The sequence below is a fragment of the Clostridium sp. C8 genome (assembly GCF_001010885.1).
Taxonomy (GTDB): Bacteria; Bacillota; Clostridia; order Clostridiales; family Clostridiaceae; genus Clostridium; species Clostridium sartagoforme.
Map to the genome: position 1 here is coordinate 98,262 of NZ_LBMX01000005.1, position 24,822 is coordinate 123,083.

At 29.2% G+C, this 24,822-nt stretch carries 21 protein-coding genes and 1 other annotated feature; of the genes, 17 read left to right on the forward strand and 4 right to left on the reverse strand.

The window, feature by feature from the left end:
* Positions 1-27 precede the first annotated feature (27 nt).
* A complete protein-coding gene (locus AAT22_RS00790; protein WP_046999950.1) occupies positions 28-225 on the forward strand; it encodes a DUF4177 domain-containing protein in 198 nt (65 codons plus the stop codon).
* 85 nt (positions 226-310) lie between these two features.
* On the opposite strand, the gene asnS is transcribed toward AAT22_RS00790, so the two are convergent.
* The gene (gene asnS / locus AAT22_RS00795) at positions 311-1,705 is read right to left on the reverse strand and encodes an asparagine--tRNA ligase (protein WP_016206869.1); all 1,395 of its coding nucleotides are present in this window, start codon (positions 1,703-1,705) and stop codon (positions 311-313) included.
* Between the two features lie 53 nt (positions 1,706-1,758).
* Positions 1,759-2,064, reverse strand: a binding site (T-box leader).
* 93 nt (positions 2,065-2,157) lie between these two features.
* Between asnS and AAT22_RS00800 the strand changes: the two genes are divergently transcribed.
* On the forward strand, positions 2,158-2,592 hold the full coding sequence (locus AAT22_RS00800; protein WP_016206868.1) for a cytochrome b5 domain-containing protein: 435 nt from the start codon (positions 2,158-2,160) through the stop codon (positions 2,590-2,592).
* A 37-nt stretch (positions 2,593-2,629) separates the two neighbouring features.
* On the opposite strand, the gene AAT22_RS00805 is transcribed toward AAT22_RS00800, so the two are convergent.
* Entirely contained in the window at positions 2,630-3,328 is a 699-nt protein-coding gene (locus tag AAT22_RS00805) for a metallophosphoesterase family protein (RefSeq protein ID WP_046999951.1), read from the reverse strand.
* A gap of 169 nt (positions 3,329-3,497) precedes the next feature.
* On the opposite strand from AAT22_RS00805, the gene AAT22_RS00810 reads away from it, so the two are divergent.
* Positions 3,498-4,577 carry a Xaa-Pro peptidase family protein gene (locus tag AAT22_RS00810; protein ID WP_016206866.1) on the forward strand — a complete coding sequence of 360 codons (1,080 nt, stop codon included), beginning with the start codon at positions 3,498-3,500 and terminating at the stop codon, positions 4,575-4,577.
* 440 nt (positions 4,578-5,017) lie between these two features.
* Here AAT22_RS00810 and AAT22_RS00815 read toward each other — a convergent pair whose 3' ends face one another.
* Positions 5,018-5,836: a purine-nucleoside phosphorylase gene (locus AAT22_RS00815; RefSeq protein WP_046999952.1), complete on the reverse strand. Its 819-nt coding sequence runs from the start codon at positions 5,834-5,836 to the stop codon at positions 5,018-5,020.
* 259 nt (positions 5,837-6,095) lie between these two features.
* Positions 6,096-7,472 (reverse strand): UDP-N-acetylmuramate--L-alanine ligase, encoded by a 1,377-nt coding sequence (gene murC / locus AAT22_RS00820; protein ID WP_046999953.1) that lies wholly within the window; start codon positions 7,470-7,472, stop codon positions 6,096-6,098.
* 280 nt (positions 7,473-7,752) lie between these two features.
* Between murC and purR the strand changes: the two genes are divergently transcribed.
* From purR to AAT22_RS00890, 14 genes are all read left to right on the forward strand, one after another.
* Positions 7,753-8,568, forward strand: coding sequence for a pur operon repressor (gene purR / locus AAT22_RS00825; protein ID WP_016206863.1), 816 nt, complete (start codon positions 7,753-7,755; stop codon positions 8,566-8,568).
* 141 nt (positions 8,569-8,709) lie between these two features.
* Entirely contained in the window at positions 8,710-8,994 is a 285-nt protein-coding gene (spoVG, locus tag AAT22_RS00830) for a septation regulator SpoVG (RefSeq protein WP_016206862.1), read from the forward strand.
* 224 nt (positions 8,995-9,218) lie between these two features.
* Entirely contained in the window at positions 9,219-10,589 is a 1,371-nt protein-coding gene (glmU, locus tag AAT22_RS00835; protein ID WP_046999954.1) for a bifunctional UDP-N-acetylglucosamine diphosphorylase/glucosamine-1-phosphate N-acetyltransferase GlmU, read from the forward strand.
* Between the two features lie 49 nt (positions 10,590-10,638).
* Positions 10,639-11,598: a ribose-phosphate diphosphokinase gene (locus AAT22_RS00840; RefSeq protein WP_016206860.1), complete on the forward strand. Its 960-nt coding sequence runs from the start codon at positions 10,639-10,641 to the stop codon at positions 11,596-11,598.
* A gap of 156 nt (positions 11,599-11,754) precedes the next feature.
* Positions 11,755-12,441, forward strand: a complete 687-nt coding sequence (locus AAT22_RS00845; RefSeq protein ID WP_016206859.1) for a response regulator transcription factor — start codon at positions 11,755-11,757, stop codon at positions 12,439-12,441.
* Positions 12,441-13,853, forward strand: a complete 1,413-nt coding sequence (locus AAT22_RS00850) for a HAMP domain-containing sensor histidine kinase (RefSeq protein WP_046999955.1) — start codon at positions 12,441-12,443, stop codon at positions 13,851-13,853. Before AAT22_RS00845 ends, AAT22_RS00850 begins: the two co-directional genes overlap by 1 nt.
* A 39-nt stretch (positions 13,854-13,892) precedes the next feature.
* Positions 13,893-15,020 carry a trypsin-like peptidase domain-containing protein gene (locus AAT22_RS00855; protein WP_046999956.1) on the forward strand — a complete coding sequence of 376 codons (1,128 nt, stop codon included), beginning with the start codon at positions 13,893-13,895 and terminating at the stop codon, positions 15,018-15,020.
* Between the two features lie 117 nt (positions 15,021-15,137).
* Positions 15,138-15,713 (forward strand): aminoacyl-tRNA hydrolase, encoded by a 576-nt coding sequence (gene pth / locus AAT22_RS00860; RefSeq protein ID WP_016206855.1) that lies wholly within the window; start codon positions 15,138-15,140, stop codon positions 15,711-15,713.
* 18 nt (positions 15,714-15,731) lie between these two features.
* Complete coding sequence (mfd, locus tag AAT22_RS00865; protein ID WP_046999957.1) at positions 15,732-19,241, forward strand: transcription-repair coupling factor; 3,510 nt, start codon at positions 15,732-15,734, stop codon at positions 19,239-19,241.
* A gap of 95 nt (positions 19,242-19,336) precedes the next feature.
* Positions 19,337-20,317, forward strand: coding sequence for a peptidylprolyl isomerase (locus AAT22_RS00870; RefSeq protein ID WP_046999958.1), 981 nt, complete (start codon positions 19,337-19,339; stop codon positions 20,315-20,317).
* 310 nt (positions 20,318-20,627) lie between these two features.
* The gene (gene spoVT / locus AAT22_RS00875) at positions 20,628-21,176 is read left to right on the forward strand and encodes a stage V sporulation protein T (protein WP_016206853.1); all 549 of its coding nucleotides are present in this window, start codon (positions 20,628-20,630) and stop codon (positions 21,174-21,176) included.
* Between the two features lie 106 nt (positions 21,177-21,282).
* Positions 21,283-22,818 (forward strand): polysaccharide biosynthesis protein, encoded by a 1,536-nt coding sequence (locus AAT22_RS00880; protein WP_046999959.1) that lies wholly within the window; start codon positions 21,283-21,285, stop codon positions 22,816-22,818.
* A gap of 19 nt (positions 22,819-22,837) precedes the next feature.
* On the forward strand, positions 22,838-24,286 hold the full coding sequence (gene mazG, locus AAT22_RS00885) for a nucleoside triphosphate pyrophosphohydrolase (protein ID WP_046999960.1): 1,449 nt from the start codon (positions 22,838-22,840) through the stop codon (positions 24,284-24,286).
* Positions 24,287-24,516: 230 nt separating this feature from the next.
* Positions 24,517-24,792 carry an HU family DNA-binding protein gene (locus AAT22_RS00890; RefSeq protein ID WP_016206851.1) on the forward strand — a complete coding sequence of 92 codons (276 nt, stop codon included), beginning with the start codon at positions 24,517-24,519 and terminating at the stop codon, positions 24,790-24,792.
* The last annotated feature ends 30 nt before the right edge of the window (positions 24,793-24,822 follow it).

Sequence of the window (24,822 nt, forward strand, 5' to 3'; positions counted from 1 at the left end):
AATCAGTATCAAGGAGGGTTATCTCATATGAAATGGGAATATAAGGTCATTGAAATTAATTCTATAAAAAACTTAGGAGATCCAGATAAGCTGCAAGAGGAACTTAATAATTATGGTAGTGAGGGATGGGAGCTCATAGGTGACTTAACTAAGCCTCATGAGGGAGTAGGGTGGAATCCAAAACCAGATGATGGCTCAGTAATATTCAAAAGAGAATTAAAATAGGCATAAAAATATTAGATTGAAATTAAAATATAATAAATAAAATTAATCCCCCATAGGCAATAAGTAATTGCTATGGGGGATTTTATTAGAATTCAGATTGTCCTGTAGTTCTTGGGAATGGAATTACGTCTCTGATATTTGGCATACCTGTAATATACATAATAAGTCTTTCAAAACCTAATCCAAATCCAGCATGCTTAGTTTCTCCATATTTTCTAAGCTCTAAATACCACCAGTAATCTTCTTCTTTAAGGCCAAGTTCAGCCATTCTCTTAGTTAGGATATCTAATCTTTCTTCTCTTTGGCTTCCACCTATAAGTTCTCCTATACCTGGAACTAAAAGATCTGTTGCAGCAACTGTTTTTCCATCATCATTTAATCTCATATAAAATGCTTTTATATCTTTTGGATAATCTGTTACAAACACAGGTCTCTTGAAATGTTCTTCTGTTAAATATCTTTCATGCTCTGTTTGTAGGTCAATTCCCCATTCAACTGGATATTCAAACTTTTTATTAGCTTTCTTTAATATTTCAACAGCTTCAGTATAAGTTACTTTTCCAAAGTCAGAAGTCATAACGTGAGTTAATCTATCTAAGATTCCTTTATCAACAAATTGATTAAAGAAGGCCATTTCTTCTGGACACTCTGCTAAAACATATTCTAAAACATATTTAAGCATATCTTCAGCTAATTCCATATCATCTTGTAAATCTGCAAATGCTATTTCAGGTTCTATCATCCAGAACTCTGCAGCATGTCTTGCTGTATTTGAGTTTTCGGCTCTAAAAGTAGGACCAAAAGTGTAAATATTTCTAAATGCTAAAGCATAACATTCACCATTTAATTGTCCTGATACTGTTAGGTTACTTTCTTTACCAAAGAAATCTTGACTAAAGTCAATAGTACCCTCTTCAGTTTTTGGAACATTGTGTAAGTCTAATGTAGTAACTTTAAACATTTCTCCAGCACCTTCAGCATCACTTCCAGTTATTAGAGGTGTATGAGTATAAACAAATCCTCTTTCTTGGAAGAACTTGTGAATAGCGAAAGCTGCCACTGAACGTACTCTAAATACAGCTGAAAAGGCATTACTTCTTGGTCTTAAGTGAGCTATTGTTCTTAAATACTCATAAGAATGTCTTTTCTTTTGTAGTGGATAATCAGAGTTTGACATGCCTTCTACTATTACTTCTTTTGCTTGAATTTCAAAGGGTTGCTTAGCTTCAGGTGTAGCAACTAAAGTACCTATAACTGATATTGAAGAGCTTATAGGTAGCTTTGAGATTTCTGTAAAGTTTGAAAGTTCATTTGAAAATACAACTTGAATATTTTTAAAGAAACTACCATCATTAACTTCTATAAATCCAAAAGCATTAGATGCTCTTAATGTTCTTATCCATCCAGAAATTTTTATTTCTTTGCTTAAATATTCTTCTTGATTTCTGTAAAGTGATTTTATTAAAACTACTTTATCCATTTGTAATCCTCCTAAAAATTATTTTATAAAATAAAAAAACCTTTCAATCCCTAAAAAGGGACGAAAGGATAAATTTCGCGGTACCACCCAAATTGCTATAAATAGCCACTCAATTGACACTATAATGTCATTCAAATTATAACGGTTTGAATCCGTCTAAGTCTACTTAAGTGAAACTAACGGTTTGAATTTTGTTAATCTAGATTACACCTTTAACATAATGAAAAGGTAATAATTTTCCACTTGTTCGGTTAGAAACTCAGAGATGTTCTTCACTAAAGGCTTCGTATAAGGCTTACACCATTCCTTACTCGCTAAAACTACTTCCATATAGTTACTCTTCTCATCACAGTAATAAAAAATATAATGTTTATTACGATTTTACACCAATTCACTAACATTTGCAACTTTAAATCATAATATAATTTTAGGAACATTTTATGGAGGATATTATGGATAATAAGGAGTTTTTAGAAAAGAAATTTATTGAATTAAATGAGTTGAAAAGCATGTTAGTAACATATCCAGAAGATTATAAGGAAAATATATTACATGTTATGGAAAGAGTTTGTAATCAAATTAATTCTTATCTTAATGATATAGGCTTTCATAATAAAAAAAGAGATAATGAATTACTTCAACTTACCTTAGAAGAGTTAAGTGAATATAATGGAGAAAGTGGAAGACCTTCTTATATTGCTGTAAATGGAACTATTTATGATATTATAGATGTAGATAACTGGAGTGAGGAAAACTTTTGTGGAATGAAACCAGGAACAGATCAAACTAAAACATTTGAAAATTGTAGCAAAGAACAACTAGAAGCTTTGGAAAAGTTACGAGTAGTAGGACATTTAAATTACACAAAAAAATGTACATGGGAATAATAAAAAATTGCTACGGTTAAATCGTAGCAATTTTTTATTATTCGTTTCCGCTTTCATAAGATGAAATTAATTGATTTGGAAAGTGAAGCATTTGAGTATCTTTAACAATTCTTTTAAATTCATATTCCAACTCTCTAAATTTTACGTCTATTTTTTTATTAGCATCAATATTAATTATGCAATAAGTAGCATTTGGACGACCTATTTTAGGCTTTCCTACACTTCCTACATTAATAAACATTTTATTGTTAAATTTTTTATATGAAGGAATATGAGTATGTGCACAAACTAAAATATCTTCTTCTAAATTATTCATTACTTCTTCTGTATTTTCTTTATCTTCAAATAAATACTCACTTATAGAATTAGGACTACCGTGTGTAAATTTAAGCTTTACTCCATTAATATCATAGTTTAAAAATAGAGGAAGCTGTGATAAATAGTATTTATTTGAAGCCCTAACTTCATCACAAGCCCAAGGAAGTGCAAAGGAGTTAATTGACGTATCTCTTATAAATGTAAAACCTCCATCTACAACAGAAGCATCATAATTTCCTTTAATACAAGGAATTTCTCTTCTTTTGATTAAAGCCACAACTTCATTAGGATGAGGTCCATAACCAACTAAATCACCAAGACAAATTGTTAAGTCAACTTTTTGATCATCTATATCTTCTAATACCTTCATTAAGGCATATATATTTCCATGAATATCTGAGATAGCAGCTATTTTCATAAGTATTCCTCCATAAGTTCAAAATAAAGTTAAAGTATAGATTTTAATAAATATATTATATCACTTTAAATATTTAGTATAAATAAAATTAATAATATTATAAATAGATATTATTTAATTGTTGATGTATATTATATTTATATATAAGTTGTTATGAGGAGGAAAATAAATGAAGTTAAATAGGCTGCAAAATATATTAAAATCAATGGAGGGCAAAAACTTAAGTCAAATGTTAATATCATCACCTCCAGCTATCTTTTATTTAACAGGAAAGTGGTTTTCACCAGGAGAAAGAATGATTGCTTTATACTTAAATATAAATGGTAATCACAAATTTATAGTTAATAAATTATTTCCTATATATGAGGATTTAGGCGTAGATTTAATATGGTATTCGGATACGGAAGATCCAATAAACATATTATCAACAATTGTTGATAAAAATGATGTTCTAGGTGTGGATAAAAATTGGCCCGCACATTTCTTAATAAAACTTATGAATAATAATGGAGCGAAAGCTTTTGTTAATGCATCTCCTATAATTGATAGGTTAAGAATGATAAAAGATGAAGAAGAAATAGCTTTAATGAAAAAATCTTCAGAGATTAATGATAATGTTATGCTAGAGCTTTTAAATAATTTACAAGAAGGGAAAGCAGAAAAGTACTATGCTAGCCTTTTAACTGAAATTTACGAGAAGTATGATGTAAATAAATTTTCTTTTTCACCAATAATTGCAGTAAGTCCTAATGGAGCAGACCCACATCACCATTCTGGAAATGATATTATAAGAAAAGGTCATAGTATAGTTATAGATATTGGTGGAGTGTATAATTCTTATTGTTCTGATATGACAAGAACAGTATTTTTTAGAGAAAGCCCAAATGAAAGGCATGAAAAAATATATAATGTCGTAAAGGAAGCAAATTTAAATGCTATAAGTAAAGTAAAAGAAGGCATGAAATTTTCAGATATAGATAAAGCAGCAAGAGATTATATAATAGATGCTGGTTATGGTGAATATTTTACTCATAGAACAGGTCATAGTATAGGGATAGAAGATCATGATTTTGGAGATGTCAGTTCATCTAACCATGAAGAAATTAAGGCTGGCATGATATTTTCTATTGAACCTGGAATTTATTTAAAAGATGATTTTGGAGTAAGAATTGAAGACTTAGTCTTAGTTACTAAGGATGGGTGTGAAGTTTTAAATAAAGTAAGCAAGGAGATAACTGTAATTAAGTAATAAATTGCGAAGCATTTATTTAGTTCACGGTGCACAATTCACAATTCACAGTTTTTGGAATAAAGTAACAGAAAACAAGATCAATTATAGTCTGCTACATTTAACTAAGTTTTTAATATACCTCACCAATTATTTTTTACCAATAACTTAATTTGTTATTAATTTAAATTCTTAATATAAGTTGGCGAAGGTAAATAGAATATGTGAAATAAGCATATAGCGAGAAATTAGAAGTACTTGGTGAAGGAAGAACTACTACGCCTTAGTGTTGTTGGTTTGTCTGAGCGCAGCGAGTTTAACCAAAACTCTTGCATAGTAGTTCTCCGAACCTAGTACTTCTTTTCGTAGTTATTTAGCTTATGAAACATATCTATTTATCGTAGCCTTTATATTTGAATTTTATTACAAATGTGAACTGTGCCTTGTGAACTGCAACCTGATTAAATTTCTTTAATTATTTCGTTCATAAGTTTAGTAAATGTTTCTTTTACTTTAGCTGAAGTTTCCATAACCTCTTCATGATTTAATGGTTGATCTAGTATACCAGCTGCCATGTTAGTTAAGCATGATATTCCAAGAACCTTCATTCCACAATGAGCAGCAACGATTACTTCAGGAACAGTTGACATACCAACAGCATCTGCTCCAAAAACTCTAGACATTCTAATTTCAGCTGGTGTTTCATAAGTTGGACCACTAAACATCATATAAACTCCAGTTTTAATATCGATGTTTAATTTATTTGAAATTTCTTTAGCCTTCTCAACTAAATCCTTTGAATAAGCACTTGAAAGATCAGGGAATCTTGGGCCAAATTCATCTAGGTTTTTACCTATTAAAGGATTATCTCCAGAAAAGTTAATTTGATCTGTTATAATCATTAAGTCTCCAGGCTTAAAGCTTTCATTAACAGCTCCACAAGCATTTGTAACAATAAGCTTTTCAACTCCAATTGATTTCATTACTCTAACTGGGAAAGTTACCTCATTGAAAGCATACCCTTCATAGTAATGGAATCTTCCTTGCATAGCAACAACGCACTTGCCGTTTAACATACCAACAACTAGTCTTCCAGCATGACCTTCAACTGTTGATACTGGAAAGTGTGGAAGGTCTTCATAAGGATAAAATTCAGGATTTTCTATAGAATCGGCTAATGATCCTAATCCAGATCCTAAAATTAAACCGATTTCAGGTTTGTATTTAGATTTTTTCATTATAAAGTCTGCAGCGTTTTTAATCTTATTTGATAAATCCATAAAATCACCTCTACTCTAATATTTGCTTTTTATAAAAATTATAAAACCAAAAAATTTATATAATAAAATTTAATAGTTCCTGTAAATTATAAGATAAACTTATTTAAAAATAAATATAAAAAGAGAATAATATCAATATTCTTAGTATATTAGTCAAAAGATGGCAAAGAAAAGCAAAAGAAAAACCATAAGGAGTTAATATTTATGTAAATATTAACTCCTTATAGTATTTACTAAGAAAAAAATAATATAAGTTTTATTATTGTTTTAAAATTATATCAGCAACTTTTACTACATCTCCAGCTCCTATAGTTAGAACAATATCATCATTTGAGATCTTATCTTTTAAATAATTTGCAACCTCATCATGGCTATGAAAATTGGTACATTTAATACCTTTAGATCTTATTGCATCTCCAAGATCATTTGAGCTTACAAGTCCTGTATCTTTTTCTCTTGCTGCGTATATATCCATAAGAATTAATTCGTCAGCATGAGAGAAGCATTCTGTAAATTCATTAAATAAAGTTTTAGTTCTTGTGTAGGTATGTGGCTGAAATACAGCATAAATATTTTTATGAGGAATTATATTAGCTGTATCTAATGTAGCTTTTATTTCAACAGGATGATGAGCATAATCATCAATTATTGTTGCTCCATTGAATTCACCCTTGTATTCAAATCTCTTGTGTGCACCCTTACATTCAGCTAGTCCTTCGATTATTGAAGAATAAGGTATATTAAAGATTAAGCCAACACAAATAGTTGATAAAGCATTTAATATATTGTGTTTACCAGTAGTGTTCAAAGTCACGTTAAATAGCTCAGTACTATCTTTAAGTACAGTAAAGCTAGCACATCCCTTGTTATCAAAGGAAATATTAGTTGCTCTTACATCACCTTTATTTATACCATAGCTAATTGTATTACATTTAGCTTTACTCAATATCTCATTTACATTTTCATCTTCACAATATCCAATTAAGTATCCATTAGTAGGTATTATGTTAGAGAATTTTTCGAAGGTTTCTTTTATATGGTTTAAATCTCTATAGTAATCTAAATGATCAGCATCTATATTTAAAATAACACCTATATAAGGATAAAATTTTAAAAATGATTCTTTATACTCACAAGCTTCAGTTAAGAAGTATTCACTATTTCCTATCTTGAAGTTACCATCTATTACATCTAATTCGCCACCTACCAATATTGTAGGATCTAAATTTGCCTTTAAGGTTACATGAGAAAGCATTGATGTGCAAGTAGTTTTTCCATGAGTACCAGAGATAGCAACATTATATTTATGACCTTTCATTATTAATCCTAAAAATTCAGCTCTATCCATAAGGTCTATTTGTTTATTTTTAGCCTCTACTATTTCAGGATTATCACATGGTATAGCAGCTGTATAAACTACTAAGTCAACATCTTTTAAGTTGTTTTTATCATGACCTATGTAAATTTCAGCGCCTTCAGATTTTAATTTATCAGTAATTTCAGATTCCTTAAAATCAGAACCGGATACCTTAAACCCCTTTGTTAATAAAACTGCAGCAAGCCCGCTCATACTAATACCGCCAATACCTATAAAATGAACTTTTTTATTTATATCTTTATTAAGATCAAAAGACAAAAAAATCAACCCCTTTTTTTATTAAGAATTATTTTATAAAATTACTGCAAATAGTTTTCACTTTATAATTATATACAAATTTAAGAAAATGAACACATAAAAAAGCTGTAAATTCAAGAAATTACTAAAATTTTATTGAAAAATCAATAATTATAAGTAAATTAAAAATATAAGTGATTAAAATCTATTGATATTGAGAAAAATATAGAATAAAATATGAATATTAGAGGACTAAAATTAACGAATAATTCGGAAAATAATAAAATGTAGGTGATATATATTGGAAAAATTAAGTAGAAATAGTAGGGTAGTAGCTATTACAAAGATTCTAACTGAAAATCCTAATAAGGTTATAGGTTTAAATAGATTTTCAGATCTGTTAAATGCAGCAAAATCAACCATAAGTGAAGATATAGTAATAGTAAGAGAAATTTTAGAAAAATTGGAAATGGGAAAAGTTGAAACTATAGCAGGGGCAGCAGGAGGAATAAAGTATATTCCAGGTATAGAAAATGAAAGCAGAAGAAAATTTGCAGAAGATATTTGCGAAATGTTGAAGGATGAAAGTAGAATAGTTCCTGGCAATTTCATATATATGACGGATTTAATGTATAATCCTCAGATTATAAGCAAAGCTGGAGTTATTTTATCTTCAGTATTTTATAATAAAGAAGTGGATTATGTTGTAACTGTAGAAACTAAAGGGATACCACTTGCATATGAAGTTGCAAGAAATTTAGGAATTCCATTAGTTATAATAAGAAGAGATAATAAGGTAACGGAAGGATCTACTGTTACAATAAACTATGTATCTGGTACTAGCGGCAGAATTCAACAAATGTCACTTTCAAAGAAATCAATGAAAGCGAAGAGTAAGTGCATATTCATAGATGACTTTTTAAGAGGTGGAGGAACTGCACAAGGTATAAAGGATTTATTAAAGGAATTTGAAAGTGAATTAGTAGGAATAGGGGTATTAGTAGATAATATAGGAGTTACACAAAAAAGAGTTGATGATTATATATCTATAGTAGATTTAAGACATTTAGGCGAATCTAAGGACCTAGAAGTTAGACCTTCCAATTTAATAAAATAGGCAAAAAATTCACAAATAGTAAATTGTAAATGATAACTTTTAAAAAAATATAGAAAATTTAAAAAAATTTATAATAAAAAAGAGGATTTCTACGATTTTTATAGAATTCTATATCTATCATAGCAACGGAGGTGTAGTGCAATGACAATAACCGATGTAAGGATTAGAAAAATAGCTTCCGATGGAAAAATGAAGGCTATAGTTTCTGTTACATTTGACAACGAATTTGTAGTTCATGACATCAAGGTAATCGAAGGACAAAATGGATTATTTATAGCTATGCCAAGTAGAAAGACACCAGATGGGGAGTTTAAGGATATAGCACATCCTATTAACACAGACACTAGAGAGAAGATTCAGACATCAATACTTGAAGCTTATGAAAAAGCAAAGCTTGAGGATGAATCAGAGGCAATAGTTGGTTAATTTGTATTGTTTAAAAATAAAAGGGATAACCCTTTTATTTTTTTTGCAATTTTTTAATATAACTCTGAGAATAATGCTCAAATATTAAGATTATATGTATATATATAAGAGATTTAAGGTTGAAATACTTATTCCAATACAATATAATAGAATGAGATGTTTACGAACATTTTTTAAATTAATTATAAATTTGTCCTTAATATTTCAAATAAAGAGGTGTTTTTATGTATAAGTGTGCATTAATTTTGGCTGCTGGGCAAGGAACAAGAATAAAATCAGACTTACCAAAAGTTTTACATAAAATTTGTGGCAAGGAAATGGTGAATCATGTAATAGATACTATGAGAAAAGCTGATATAGAAGATATAAATGTAATAGTAGGAAAAGGGGCAGAATTAGTAAAAGAAAAAACTGCTTCAAGAAATATTAGCTATTCAGTACAAGAGGAGCAATTAGGAACAGGCCATGCTGTAAAATGTGCTATAGATTTTCTTAAAGGGAAAAAAGGTGTTGTGGGAGTTTTTTGTGGTGATGCACCATTAATTAAAGCGGAAACAGTTAATAATTTATTTAAATCACATATAGAAAACAATAATAGTGCAACTTTATTAAGTTCAATACTAGAAGATCCAACTGGATACGGAAGAGTAGTAAGAAAAGATAATGAAGTTTTAAAAATTGTTGAGCATAAAGATTGTGATGAAAAAGATTTGAAGATAAAAGAAATGAATGCTGCAATATATTGCTTTGATATAGAAGAATTAGTAAGTTCATTAGATAAATTATCTAACAATAATAATCAAGGAGAATATTATCTAACAGATGTTATTGGAATACTAAAAGAAGAAGGAAAAAGCGTAGGAGCAGTTGTAATAGATTATGATGAAACAATAGGTGTTAATTCAAGGGTACAGCTAGCAGAAGCAGAAGAAATATTAAGAAAAAGAATTAATTTAAAGCATATGATAAATGGAGTAACGTTAATAGATCCTAATTCTACATACATAGGAGACGATGTAGAAATAGGTAGAGATACAATAATATATCCAGGAAACGTTATAGAGGGAAATACTAAAATTGGAGAAGGAGTTATATTATACCCAAATTCAAGAATATCAAATAGTATAATTTCTAATAATGTAGAAATTCAGTCTTCTGTTATAATAGATAGTAAAATTGGAGAAAAAACTACAGTTGGTCCTTTTGCATATATACGACCAGAATCAATAATTGGAAACAATGCAAGAATAGGAGATTTTGTAGAAATTAAAAAATCTACTATAGGGAACAATACAAAGGTATCACATTTAACTTATATAGGAGATGCTTCTGTTGGTGAAAATTGCAATTTTGGATGTGGAACAGTTGTAGTTAATTATGATGGAAGTAAGAAGCATAAAACTATAATTGGAAATAATAGTTTTATAGGTTGCAATACAAATTTAGTGTCACCAGTTAAAGTAGAAGATAACACGTATATAGCCGCAGGCTCAACAATAGTTAATGACGTGAAAGAAGGAGAACTAGCAGTAGCTAGGGCAAAACAAAGAAACATAGAAGGTTGGGTAGCTAAAAAAGGTCTTACTAACAAATAGTTATTTAGATAAACAAAAGTGCCAAAAATTTTAAGGAGGTCTTCACATAATGATAACCCATGGAAAAAATATAAAGATATTTACTGGAAACTCACATCCAGAATTAGCCAAAGAAATAGCTGATATTTTAGGATTACCACTAGGTAAAGCTAAAGTTTCAACCTTTAGCGATGGAGAGATATCAGTTGATATAGCGGAAACTGTAAGAGGAACAGATGTGTTCTTAGTTCAATCAACTAGTTCACCAGTTAACAATAATTTAATGGAACTTTTAATAATGATAGATGCATTTAAGAGAGCTTCAGCAGGTAGAATTACAGTAGTTATGCCTTACTATGGTTATGCTAGACAAGATAGAAAAGCTAAATCAAGAGATCCAATTACAGCAAAGCTAGTAGCTGATCTTTTAACTGCAGCAGGAGCTCATAGAGTTTTAACAATGGATTTACACGCATCTCAAATTCAAGGATATTTTAATATACCAGTTGATCATTTATTAGGATCACCAATATTAGCTAAGTATTTCGTTGAAAAAGGCTTTGATGAAGATGAAGATGTAGTAGTTGTTTCCCCAGACTTAGGAAGCGTTACTAGAGCTAGAAAATTTGCTGATAGATTACATGCACCAATAGCAATTATAGATAAGAGAAGACCAAAAGCAAATGTATCAGAAATAATGAATATTATAGGTGATATAAAAGGCAAAAGATGTATACTTATAGACGATATGATTGATACAGCAGGCACTATTGCAAATGCTGCAAATGCATTAAAGGACTTAGGTGCTAAAAATGTTTATGCATGTTGTACCCATGGAGTTTTATCAGGACCAGCTTTTGAAAGAATAACTAATTCAGCAATCGAAGAATTAGTTATGTTAAATACTATAAAGCTGCCAGAAAGAGATGGATTAGTTAAATTTAAGGCATTATCAGTAGCTCCACTATTTGCAGAAGCAATAAAGAGAATATATGATGATGAACCAATAAGTAAATTATTTGAAGTTTAATACATAATAGGATAATAAGCCCCTAAGAAGCACAAACTTTTTAGGGGCTTATTAAATTAATAATTTGTAACAAATGTAAATTATTATTTATAATTAGCTAAGAAGTATTAATATAACGATTAAATCAATTATAATAAGAATAAGGAAGGTGTTATTATGGATAATAGATTAGGTAAGGTATTAGTAGTAGATGATGATGAAAATATATGCGAAGTTATAAATATGTACTTACTAAGTGCAGGGTATGAAACAAGAAAATGTCATAATGGAAGAGAAGCCTATGGAATGTTTGAGGACTTTAAACCAGATTTGGTTCTTTTAGATATAATGTTACCAGGAATGGATGGAGTAGAAGTATTAAAGCTAATTAGAAAAAATAGCGAGATTCCTATAATTATGTTAACAGCAAAGGGAGATACATTTGATAAAGTTCTAACTTTGGAATTAGGAGCAGATGATTATGTTGTAAAACCTTTTGAACCAAAGGAGTTATTAGCAAGAGTAAAAGCTGTTATGAGAAGATATAATTATGATGAAAAGGATAGTGAAGTAATTAATTATTCAGATCTTACTATAGATGCTAGTTCATATAATGTTACTTATAAAGGAATGGAGATAAAAATGCCTCCAAAAGAATTCGAATTACTTCATTACCTGGCAAGTAATAAAAATAAGGTCTTTACAAGAGAACAATTACTTTGTGAAGTGTGGGGATATGATTATCCAGGAGATTCAAGAACCGTGGATGTTCATATTAAAAGATTAAGAGAAAAGATTAGTGGTGGAGAGAACTGGCAGATAGAAACAGTTTGGGGAGTTGGATATAAATTTGAGGTGAAGTAATGAAGGGAAAAAGTGTTATATATAGACTTTTAGTTGCTTTTTCATCAATAACATCAATAATATTGATATTAGTAGGAATGATTTTGACAGCATGGATTAACAAAGAATATTCATCTCAAAGAATTGAACGTATAGATAGTTATATGGCAATGATTCAAGAACTTACATCTGAATTTTTAAATGGTAATGGTGAAACAGGATATGATGATTTAAAAAAAATGATGAATATAGTTAAAACTTCTGTCAATAAAGACTCTATAATTTTAGACAATCAAGGATATGTTTATGCTGTATCGGATGATAAATTTAATTATTTAATGTATAGTAAATTAAGCATATCAGATTCAGATATAGATTTATTAAAGCAAGGGAAAATTATAGAAAGAAAATTTGTTGATAATTATAATGGTACATATAGATGCTACTATAAGCCTTTGGTAAATGGAGGAAGTTTTAGTGGAGCTGTAGCTCTTATTGAAAGTACTAATGGTATTACTTTGTGGAGAAATATATATGGTGTTATATGGATATCGGTAATAGGTGCTGTTGTTTTATCTAGTATAATAGCTTACTACCTAGCTAGAAGAATATTACTAACACCTTTATTAGAAATTACTAATGCAGCCAAAAGGTTAGCTAAAGGAGAAGTTGAAAAAAGAATTTATATAAATTCTCAAGATGAAATAGGCGAATTAGCGGATTCTATAAATGCAATGGCTGAATCTTTAGAAAAAGTGGATAATATAAGACGTGAATTTATATCAAATGTCTCTCATGAGTTAAGATCCCCTATAACCTCTATTAAAGGATTTATAACTGGAATAATAGATGGGGTTATTCCAAAGGATAAGGAAAGTTATTATTTAAATATAGTAAATGATGAAATATGTAGGTTATCCAGATTAGTAAATGATCTTTTAGATATATCTTCTATGGAATCAGGGAAGTTTAAGCTAAATATTATTAATATGGATATAAATGAAATTATAACATTATGTATATTAAATTTAGAAGGAAAAATAAAAGAAAAGAAAATAAATGTTGAAATTATATTTAGTAATAGTCATGAGTATTGTAATGGTGATAGAGATAGAATAATACAAGTTGTTACCAATTTGCTTGAAAATGCTATAAAGTATGGACATGAAGGTGGAAAGATATTAGTAGAAACATATACTAGAGGAGAATTTGTGTATGTAAGTATATTTAATAATGGACCGAATATATCCAGGGAAGATATAAATAAGATATGGGAGAGATTTTATAAGATGGATAAGTCCAGGACTAATAAAATAAGTACAGGACTTGGATTACCTATTGTTAGGCTAATATTATCTCAACATAATCAAGATATTTGGGTGAAGAATATTGATGGAAAAGGCGTTAAATTTACATTTACTCTATCTAGATAGAATGTATAATTATATATTACTTAGGAAGGAGTGGATTCTATGGATAAAAAAATAAAAGATGAATTTGAAAATGAAGAAAAATTTATGTGCGAATACCTTCCTTCAATACAATTTAAAAGAAGAAAAATTAAATCTAATATTAAATTAATTAGTAAGATAATTAGTTTATTAGTGGTGGCAGGGATATCAGGAGCGGTATTTTCTAATTTAGCCATACAAAATAAGTACAAAAACTTAATTGACAAGTTTGATGAAAGGATAGAAAAAAGTGCCATTATTTTAAATTATTCTAAAATAATAGAAAAAGTAAAGCAATCTTTAGTAACTATAAGTGATAATGAAGAAAATTTAAGCAAGAACAAGTATTTTGAAAATAATGTTACTGGTATAATAGTAGAAAGTAATGGCAAAATACTAACAAATTATTCGAAAATAGAAAATTTAAAAGATATATATGTTAAGTTACCCATGGTTGGAGTTAAGCCTGTTAAAGCAAAGTTAATTGTAGGAAACGAAGATATGGATATGGCAATTATACAAGTTGAATATAATGAAGAATTAAAGCCAATTAAGCTTGCTGAAAAGTCAGATATAGTAGAGGGAATAGAAGTCGCTCTAATAAGTAATTCTACAGGTGACGAATATATTGATAGTATAATACCAGGAATTATAACTTCTACCAATAGAATTTTAAACTCTAACCATCATGAATATAAGATATTGGAAACTAATATACCTATAACTCCTATAAATACAGGCGGAGTTATAAGTAATTCTAATGGAGAGCTTGTAGGATTATCTAGTTATAAAGTAACAAAGAATATAAATCAAAATGGATTATATTATGCAAATAATTTAAACTCAATAGAAGAAATCATAAATTCTACAAATGAAATAGGAGAAAAACTTGGTATTTTAGAAGGTGGATTCCTAAAATCAAATGTTGTTGGATTTTATGTAGCTGAAATTAAACAAGATAGTAATGGGTATGAATCTGGGCTAAGGCCAACTGATATAATAATGAGTATTGATGGTAACCCGATAAATAGTATGAGCCAGTTGACGGAAGTATTAAAAGCAAAGAAAACTGGGGATACTTTAAAGTGTAAGGTTATGAGATCTGGAAAAGTTGAAGATTTAGAAATAAAACTATATATCAATAAATAAATATTTCAGTATTTGCAGCCTATTAAGAGGCTGCATTTTTATTTTAAAGTACTTTTATTATCGCAAAAAACTAGTATAATAATAAATATGCTAATAGCTATTAGGAGGTTGCATAATATGTTTTTAATTGTTGGATTAGGAAATCCAGGAAAAGAATATAATGGTACTAGACATAATATAGGATTTGATGCTATAGACTATCTTTCAGATAAGTATAATATAGATGTTAATAGGATAAAATTTAAAGGTATATATGGAGAGGGTTTTATAAATAATAATAAGGTTATTTTGTTAAAACCAACTACTTATATGAATTTAAGTGGAGAAAGTATAAGAGAGGTAGTAAACTTTTATAAATTAAAAAATGAAGAAGTTATAGTAATATATGATGATGTTAGTTTAGAAATTGGAAAGCTTAGAATTAGAGAAAAGGGAAGTGCTGGTGGGCATAATGGAATTAAAAGTATAATAGCTAATATAAACACAGAGGTTTTTCCAAGAATTAAGATAGGTGTAGGACAACCTAAAGGAGATTTGGTTTCACATGTATTAGGTAGATTCACAAAGAAGGAGTCGGAAGACTTATTGGAAGTTATAGAAGCTTCTGCAAATGCAGTAGAGATAATGATAAAAGAAGGAACAAAAGAAGCGATGAATAAATTTAATGGGTTTAAATTATCCCAAAAAGAATAAATAAGGACGGTGCATATAATGAGATTAAAGGGGGTACTACAACCTTTAAGAGAAAGCTCTACTTTTAACGAAATAATATCTAGTATAAATAATAAAAAATATCCAATTAATATAAATGGGTTATCAGATTCAGGAAAAAGCTATAGTATTTTTGGGATTTATGAAAATATAAATTCACCAATGATAATATTAACGCATAGTGATATGGAAGCTAAAAATATATATGAAGATTTAAGTTTTTATACAAATGATGTTTATTATTTTCCGGCAAAAGAAGTAGTATTTTATAATATAGATGCTATTTCAGGAGATTTAAGGTGGGCTAGGCTAAAGGTAATTAAAAAAATATTAGATAATAATAAAAAAATTATAGTGACTTCGATAGATTCACTAACATCTGTGTACACGCCAAAAGAGTTATTTTTAAAATATACTTTTAAGCTAAATATAGATGATGAAGTTGATTTTAAAGACTTATCTAAGAAATTATTAGAAAGTGGTTATGAGAGAGTAGAGTCAGTAGAAGGAAAAGGAGAATTTTCTTTAAGAGGAGGAATATTAGACGTATTTCCACCAACTACTACATATCCTTATAGAATAGAATTATTTGGAGACTCTATAGATTCAATAAGAACATTTAATACTGAATCACAAAGAAGTATTGAAAAGGTTGACAGTGTAGAGATATTTCCAGCTAAGGAAGTCATTTTAAGTGAAGAGGCTTTAGGAAGAGGAAAAGAGAATATACTTAATGAATTAGAGGATATAAAAGCTAAGGCTAAAAAGGATGAAGAAAGAGTTCAGAAATTAGAAAACATGGTGAGAGCTAATATAGAATCCTTAACAGAAACCCTAACATTTGAAACATTAGATAGCTATTTACCTTATTTCTACCATAAGTCAGATAGCTTTTTTGACTATGTAAAAAATTATGCATATATAATTGATGATGTTAAAAAATGTGAAGGAAAGTTAGAAAGTTGTTATTTTGAATTTAATGAAAATTATGAAGCTTTCTTACAGAGAGGTGGAATTTTACCTAAACAAAGTGAGCTTTTATTAGAAAAAGAAGATTTAATAGAGCTTTTAGAACTTCAAAAAGTAATAACTTTAGATATATTTGGAGTTAGTAGTAATATATTAAGACCTATATACAGTTATTCTCTAAAAGAAGTAACTCTTAATAGTTATCAGGGGCAATTAGATTTATTAATAGAAGATATTAAAGAAAAGAAATTAAAGGGATATAAAACTTTAATATTATCAGGAACAAGAGCAAGAGGAGAAAGACTTGTAAATACATTAAGAGATAGGGAAATAGAAAGTTCTTATAGAGAAGATATAACTTCTATAGAATTTGGAGAAGTGGTAATTACCTTTGGTAATTTATTAAAAGGTTTTGAATATCCAGATTTAAAAATATGTGTGATTTCAGATAAAGATGTATTTGGAGAAGCTAAAAGAAAAATAACTAAAAAGGCGAATAAAAGAAAAGGTATAGCAAAAATAAAAAGTTTTGCAGAACTTAAGCTTGGGGATTATGTTGTTCATGCTAATCATGGGGTTGGTGTATATAAAGGAATAAAGCAAATTGAAGTTGGAGGGCATACAAGAGATTACTTAGATATTGTTTATGATAAAGGTGATAAACTATATGTACCTGTAGACCAATTAGATTTAGTTCAAAAATATATAGGTAGTGAAGGAAAAACACCTAAAATAAATAAGCTTGGAAGTAATGATTGGAGTAAAGCAAAGGCTAAAGTCAAAAAATCTATAAATGAGATAGCAGAAGATTTGGTTAAGCTGTATGCTGCAAGAGCTACATTAAGAGGATATAAGTTTAAAAAGGATACCGAATGGCAAAGACAGTTTGAAGATGAATTTCCTTTTGAAGAAACACCAGATCAGTTAACATCGTTAGAAGAGATAAAAAAGGACATGGAAACTGATAAGCCTATGGATAGACTTCTATGTGGTGATGTTGGTTATGGTAAAACAGAAGTGGCTGTTAGAGCCGCATTTAAGGCTGTTATGGATGGTAAGCAAGTTGCATTTTTAGTACCTACCACAATATTAGCAGAACAGCATTATAAAAATATGACAAAGAGATTTTCTGATTTTCCTGTAAAGATAGACATGATAAGTAGATTTAGAAGTGCAAAGGAACAAAAAAATACCCTTCAAGCTGTTAAAGAGGGAAATGTTGATATATTAATAGGAACTCATAGATTGGTATCTAAGGATATTATTTTTAAAGATCTGGGACTTTTAATAATAGATGAAGAGCAAAGATTTGGAGTTGCTCAAAAGGAAAAAATAAAAGGGTTAAAGAAGAATGTAGACGTATTAACTTTAAGTGCGACCCCTATACCAAGAACTCTTCATATGTCATTAACTGGTGCAAGAGATATATCTGTAATAGAGACACCGCCAGAGGAAAGATATCCTATTCAAACATATGTTGTTGAACAAAACGATCAGCTTGTAAGAGATGCTATATTAAGAGAGGTAAATAGAGATGGTCAAGTTTACTATGTATATAATAGAGTTGAGAGTATAGAAGGAATGGCTAAATATATAAGAGACCTAGTTCCTGAGTGCAATGTTGGGATTATACATGGACAAATGACAGAACGCCAGCTTGAAAAAGAAATGGTAAGCTTTATGAATAAGGACTATGATATATTAGTTTGCACTACTATTATAGAGACTGGAATAGATATACCAAATGTTAATACAATGATAGTTCATGATTCGGATAAAATGGGTTTATCTCAACTTTACCAATTAAGGGGTAGAGTTGGAAGATCCAATAGAATAGCATATGCATACTTTATGTACACTAAAGACAAGATACTAACTGAAGTAGCAGAAAAAAGGTTAAAAGCTCTTAAAGATTTTACAGAACTCGGCTCAGGCTTTAAAATAGCAATGAGAGATCTAGAAATAAGAGGGGCCGGAAATATGATGGGTTCAGCTCAACATGGTCATATGGCGGTGATAGGATATGATTTATATTGTAGAATGTTAGAAGATACAATAAAGATTATAAAAGGTGAGATAGAAAAAGAACCTATTGAGACTACTGTAGATATAAAGGTAGATGCTTATATACCAGGAACTTATATAGAAGATGAAATTCAAAAAATTGAAATATATAAGAAGATTGCAGCTATAGATGGATTAGAGGATTATATGGATATAAAATCTGAACTTGAAGATAGATATTCAGAAATTCCAGAGGCAGTATATAATCTAATGGATATAGCTTATATAAAGAGTAAAGCAAAGCTACTTTCAATAGAGGAAATAAAAGAAACACCAAAAGAAGTAAGATTCATATTTGCAGATGGAGTTAAGGATTTAAATAACATATATAGGTATTTACTAGAGAATTATAAAGAAAAGGTATTCCTAATGTTTGGAGAAAAGCCTTATTTCGCAGTAAGATTTTCAGAAATTAAAAAAGAAAACTTGTTAGGTTTTTATAAAGAAATGTTAGAAAATTTAATAAAAAATATGTAAATATAATTTAAAAAATTGAATAACTGACACAATATTGATATACTAATTATGTATAATGGGATTGAAACAAATTAAAAAGAAATGAGGGAACATCATTGATTAAAATTAAGAGAATTATAGCTGCAGGAGCTTTAAGTATATTTGCTTTTTCAGCAGTTGGATGTGAAATGATACAAAGGACACCGGAGTCAATAAAAAATACTGTAGTAGCAAAGGTTGGAGATGTAAAGATAACTAAAGGAGATGTAGATGAAATCGCAGATCCATATTTAAAACAATACTATGGGGAAGATTATGCGAGTAACACTCAACTTTCAGATGCCATAAAAGAAATGAGAACTCAAGCCTTAAACTTACTAGTTGAAGAAAAAATAATATTAAAAAAGGCGGAAGAGTTAGGAGTAACTCCAACCCAAGAAGAAATTGATGAAGAAGTTCAAAAATATATAGATAGTATGAAGACAAATTATGGTGGAGATGAAGGCTTTAACTCTGCCCTTGAAAGTGCTGGTATGACATTAGATGAGTTTAAGACTAATGTTACTTCAAGTATGAAAAGTCAATTAGCAACAACTAAAGTAACTGAAGAGATATTTAAAGATGTAAGTATAACAGATGAAGAAATAGGTACTTACTATGAAGAAAATAAAGAAGGATTTAGTGAAGCAAATGTTTCTCATATTTTAATTAGTGATGAAACAAAGGCAAAGGAAGTAAGAGAAAGAGCTGTAAATGGAGAAGACTTTGCAACATTAGCTAAGGAACTTTCAGAAGATACAGGAACTAAGGAAGCTGGTGGAAGTTTAGGAGTTGTTAAATACAATTCAACTCAATATGTACAAGAATTTATGGATGGTTTAAAAGCTCTTAAGGAAGGTGAAGTTTCAGAACCTGTAAAGAGCCAATTTGGATATCATATAATAAAGGCAACTGATGTAAAGAATAAAACATTAGAAGAATCAAAGGATACCATAAAAACTACTTTAGAAAACGAAAAGAAAAATGAAGTTTATAAAAATTCTATTGAGCAATGGAAAAAAGATTATAAAGTAAAAACATACGAAGACAAACTTTAAGCAATTAGTAAATTACAGTTTACAATTAACAATTGCGATACAAATTTAGTCAAGGCTGAATTTATAATTAAATAAATGTACTATGGTGAAGTGGATCCATTTGAGATCTACTTCACTTATTTTTTCTTCTAAGAAATTCCGAGGCAGGAGGAAGTTCTACCTTAATTGTCAATTGTTAATGGTTAATTGTTAATTGTCAATGTTTTTTCTTATTTTAATAAATTTTGGTTATAAGTGTATAAAATTTCTAAGAAGTCAAATAATAATATTGCAACTAATTATTATTAATTAAAGGAGGTAGCTCATAATAATGAAGGCGACAGGAATTGTTAGACGTATTGATGACTTAGGTAGAGTAGTTATACCAAAGGAAATAAGAAGAACTTTAAGAATTAGAGAAGGTGATCCTTTAGAGATTTTCACTGATAGAGAAGGTGGGGTTATTTTAAAAAAATACTCACCAATTGGAGAACTTACAGATTTCTCTAAGGAGTATGCAGAAAGCTTACAACAAGCAATTGGACATATTGTTTTAATAGCTGATAAAGATGCATTTATATCAGTAAGTGGAGCATCTAAAAGAGATTACATGGAAAGAAAGGTTAGTGTAGAGTTAGAAAGAATAATGGAAGAAAGAAGAGCTGTGCTTATAACAGACCAAAACAAGACTATTCCATTACATAATGATGAAGAAGTTGGTAAATATACTAGCCAAGTAATTTCACCTATAATTGCTGAAGGAGATGCAATTGGAGCGGTAATAATACTATCCAAGGAATCAGAAGGAAAATTAGGAGAATTAGAGTTAAAATTATCTGAAACAGCTTCATCTTTCTTAGGTAAACAAATGGAACAATAAAATTAATAAATAATTAAATATAAAGTTATCAATAAAATAAAGTAATAATACCTCTAAACTTACAATACAAATTTACTAGAACTAATTTGAAGTTTGGAGGTATTTTATGAAGAAACAGTCATTGCTTAAAGCAAGCTTAGTTCTTGGGATAGCAGGAATATTAGCAAGGTTTTTGGGGTTATTTTTTAGATGGCCATTAATAATGTTAATAGGAGACGAAGGGGTTGGTTATTATCAAATGTCGTATCCGTTGTACATGTTTTTCGTAGCCATGGCATCAGGAGTTCCTGTAGCTATTTCAAAGATGATATCTGAAAGAAGAGTGAAGGGGGATATACAAGGGGTATTTGAAATTGTAAAAGAGTCAACAATACTAATGATGTTTTTAGGAATTGGTACAACCCTTATATTATTCATTTTTGCTAAACCTATTATTAAATTTGTTCAGTGGGATATGAAATCATATTACGCTTTACTTGGGATATCCTTTGCACCATTTGTAATATCTATAATGACAATATACAGAGGTTTTTTTCAAGGATTACAAAATATGACTCCATCGGGAATGTCCCAAATACTTGAGCAGATAGGCAGAGTAATAATAGGAGTTGGACTTGCTATACTACTTTTACCAAAGGGAATAGAATATGCAGCAGGGGGAGCAGCTTTTGGTGCTGCGGCTGGAGGTACAATAGGAGCAACATATCTTTATGAAAAGTATAAAAAAGTAAAGAAGCAGATGTGGAATAAAAAAATAAAAAGTAATCCGGAAATTTTGACATCTATATTAAAAATAGCTTTACCTATTTCAATAGGAACAACGGTTGGAACTATAATGAGCTTAATTGATTCTATACTGGTTCCTCAAAAATTATTACAGGCAGGATTAACATCAGAAGGAGCTACGATTTTGTATGCTCAGCTAACTGGAAAGGCAAATGTAATTACAAATATACCATTAACTTTATCTATGGCATTAGGAACCTCACTAATTCCTATAATAGCAGAAAATTATGTTATGAATAGAAAAAGAGATTTAGAATCTAAGGTGCAATTATCATTAAAATTGTCGATGTTAATAGCAATGCCATGTACCCTAGGATTATTTTTTCTTGCGGGACCAATAATGAAGCTTATATTTCCTGGGAAATATGATGGCATAGAAATAATGAGATATATGTCTTTAGCTGTTCCATTTATAATTATAACTCAGACTACAACTTCTATTATGCAGGGGATAGGTCACTATATAAGACCTATAATAAATTTATTTATAGGATGTATAGTAAAGGTTATATTAACATTTATTTTAGTTTCTATGCCTAATATAAATATATATGGTGCTGTAATTGCTAGTATATCAGCATATTTCGTAGCAACCATATTAAATATAATTTCTCTAAAGCGTAGGTTACATTTAAAATTAGATATATTTCAAGGTTTTATTAAGCCTATAGTTGCCTCATTAGTTATGATAACAGGGGTAGTAGCAGCATATTTATTTTTATTTAATAAAACTAGTAGCAATGGTTCTTCTTGCTTAGCAGCTATATTTTTGGGTATTATTATATATATAGCATTAATACTATTACTAAAAGTATTTAGCATAGATGAAATAAAAAGTAAAATTATAAAAAATTAATTAGTAAGGAGAGAACCTAATGATAAAAATAATAGGTTTAGGACCAGGTGCACCAGAAGCTTTAACTATAGGAGCCGTTAAAGCTTTAGAAGAAGGAAAGAATATTTATTTTAGAACAGAAAAACATCCAACAGTTAATTATCTAAAGGGAAAAATAAAAGATTTTAAAACCTATGATAATTATTATGAAACATCAGATAGTTTTGATGAAGTCTATAATAATATTGCAAGAGATATAATAGATAAGTACTCTAATGAAAATGAATTAATATATGCGGTTCCTGGACATCCGTTAGTGGCAGAAAAATCAGTTTTTAATCTTATAGAGCTATGTGATGAAAAAGGAATAAAATATGAAATAGTTCCAGCAGTAAGCTTTATAGATGCTATGATGGATGTATTAAAGATAGACCCAATAGAAGGATTAAAAGTGATAGATGCTTTTGATATGAAAAATCAAGTCCTAGATAAGAGAATAGGGACTATAATAACTCAAGTATATAACCAATTAATAGCATCAGAAGTTAAACTAAAATTATTAGATTATTATAATGATGAAACAGAAATATATTATGTTAGAGCAGCAGGAATAGTTTCAGAAGAGTCTATAAGAAAAATACCTATATATGAGCTGGATATGCAAGAAGATATAGATTATTTAACATCATTATATATACCAAGGGATATTAATAATAAGAAGGATTTCAATGATTTAATTGAAATAATAGATAGACTAAGAGGGGAAGATGGATGCCCTTGGGACATGGAACAAACTCATGATAGTATAAAAAATGAGCTTTTAGAGGAAGCATATGAGGTTGTAGATAGTATAAATAATGATGATATAGATGGAATGATAGAGGAGCTTGGAGATGTGTTATTACATGTTGTATTCCATGCATCAATAGGAAAAGATGATGGATATTTTAATATTAGTGATGTAATTCAAGCTATATGCAATAAGATGATCTATAGGCATCCACATGTTTTTGGAAAAGATAAGGTTTTAAGCAGTGGAGAAGTTCTTGATAATTGGGAAGAAATTAAAAAGGAAGAAAAGAATTTTGAAACTATAACAGATGAGATGAAGGCAATAGCTAATGCATTACCTTCTTTAGTTAGAGCGCATAAGGTTCAAAAAAAGGCTGCAAAGGTAGGTTTTGACTGGGATGATGTAGAAGATGCAGCTTTAAAGATTACTGAAGAATTAAAAGAGGTATTAGATGTATATAAATCCAATAATAAGGAAAAAATAAAAGATGAGGTAGGAGACTTAATATTTGCATGTGTTAATGTAGCCAGAAAATTAAATATTAATGAAGAAGAAGCAGTAAATTCAACAATACAAAAATTTATAAGAAGATTTTCTTTTATAGAGCAGGCAGCTTTAAAATCTAAGAAAAATTTAAGTGATATGACATTGGAAGAAATGGATGCTTTATGGAACGAAGCAAAAAAAAATAAATAATTTCACGAAAATAAGAAGGATTTATAAGATGTTTGGAGAATAATATATAATGGTTTATGCTATACTATAAATAACTTATTGTAATAAATAGCTTTTATAACAAAAAATTCATATTATTATAGACTAGTAATAAAAGACGATATATAATAAGAGAATGTAGTTATAGTACATATTAACAGAAATAGTTAACTACTAAAATATATAACGGGTTATTTAAGGAGGATGTAATTGTGAATAAAGCAGAATTAATCACTAGCATGTCAGAAAAAAGTAAATTAACTAAAAAGGATGCCGAGTTAGCTTTAAAAGCATTTATAGAAAGCGTTGAAGAAGCTTTAGAAAAAGGTGAAAAAGTTCAATTAGTTGGATTTGGAACTTTCGAAACAAGAGAAAGAGCTGCAAGAGAAGGCAGAAATCCAAGAACTAAAGAAACTATAAATATTCCAGCTTCAACAGTTCCAGTATTTAAAGCTGGTAAAGAATTCAAAGAAAAAGTTAATAAGTAGGATATTAGGAACCCGAGTTTTCTCGGGTTC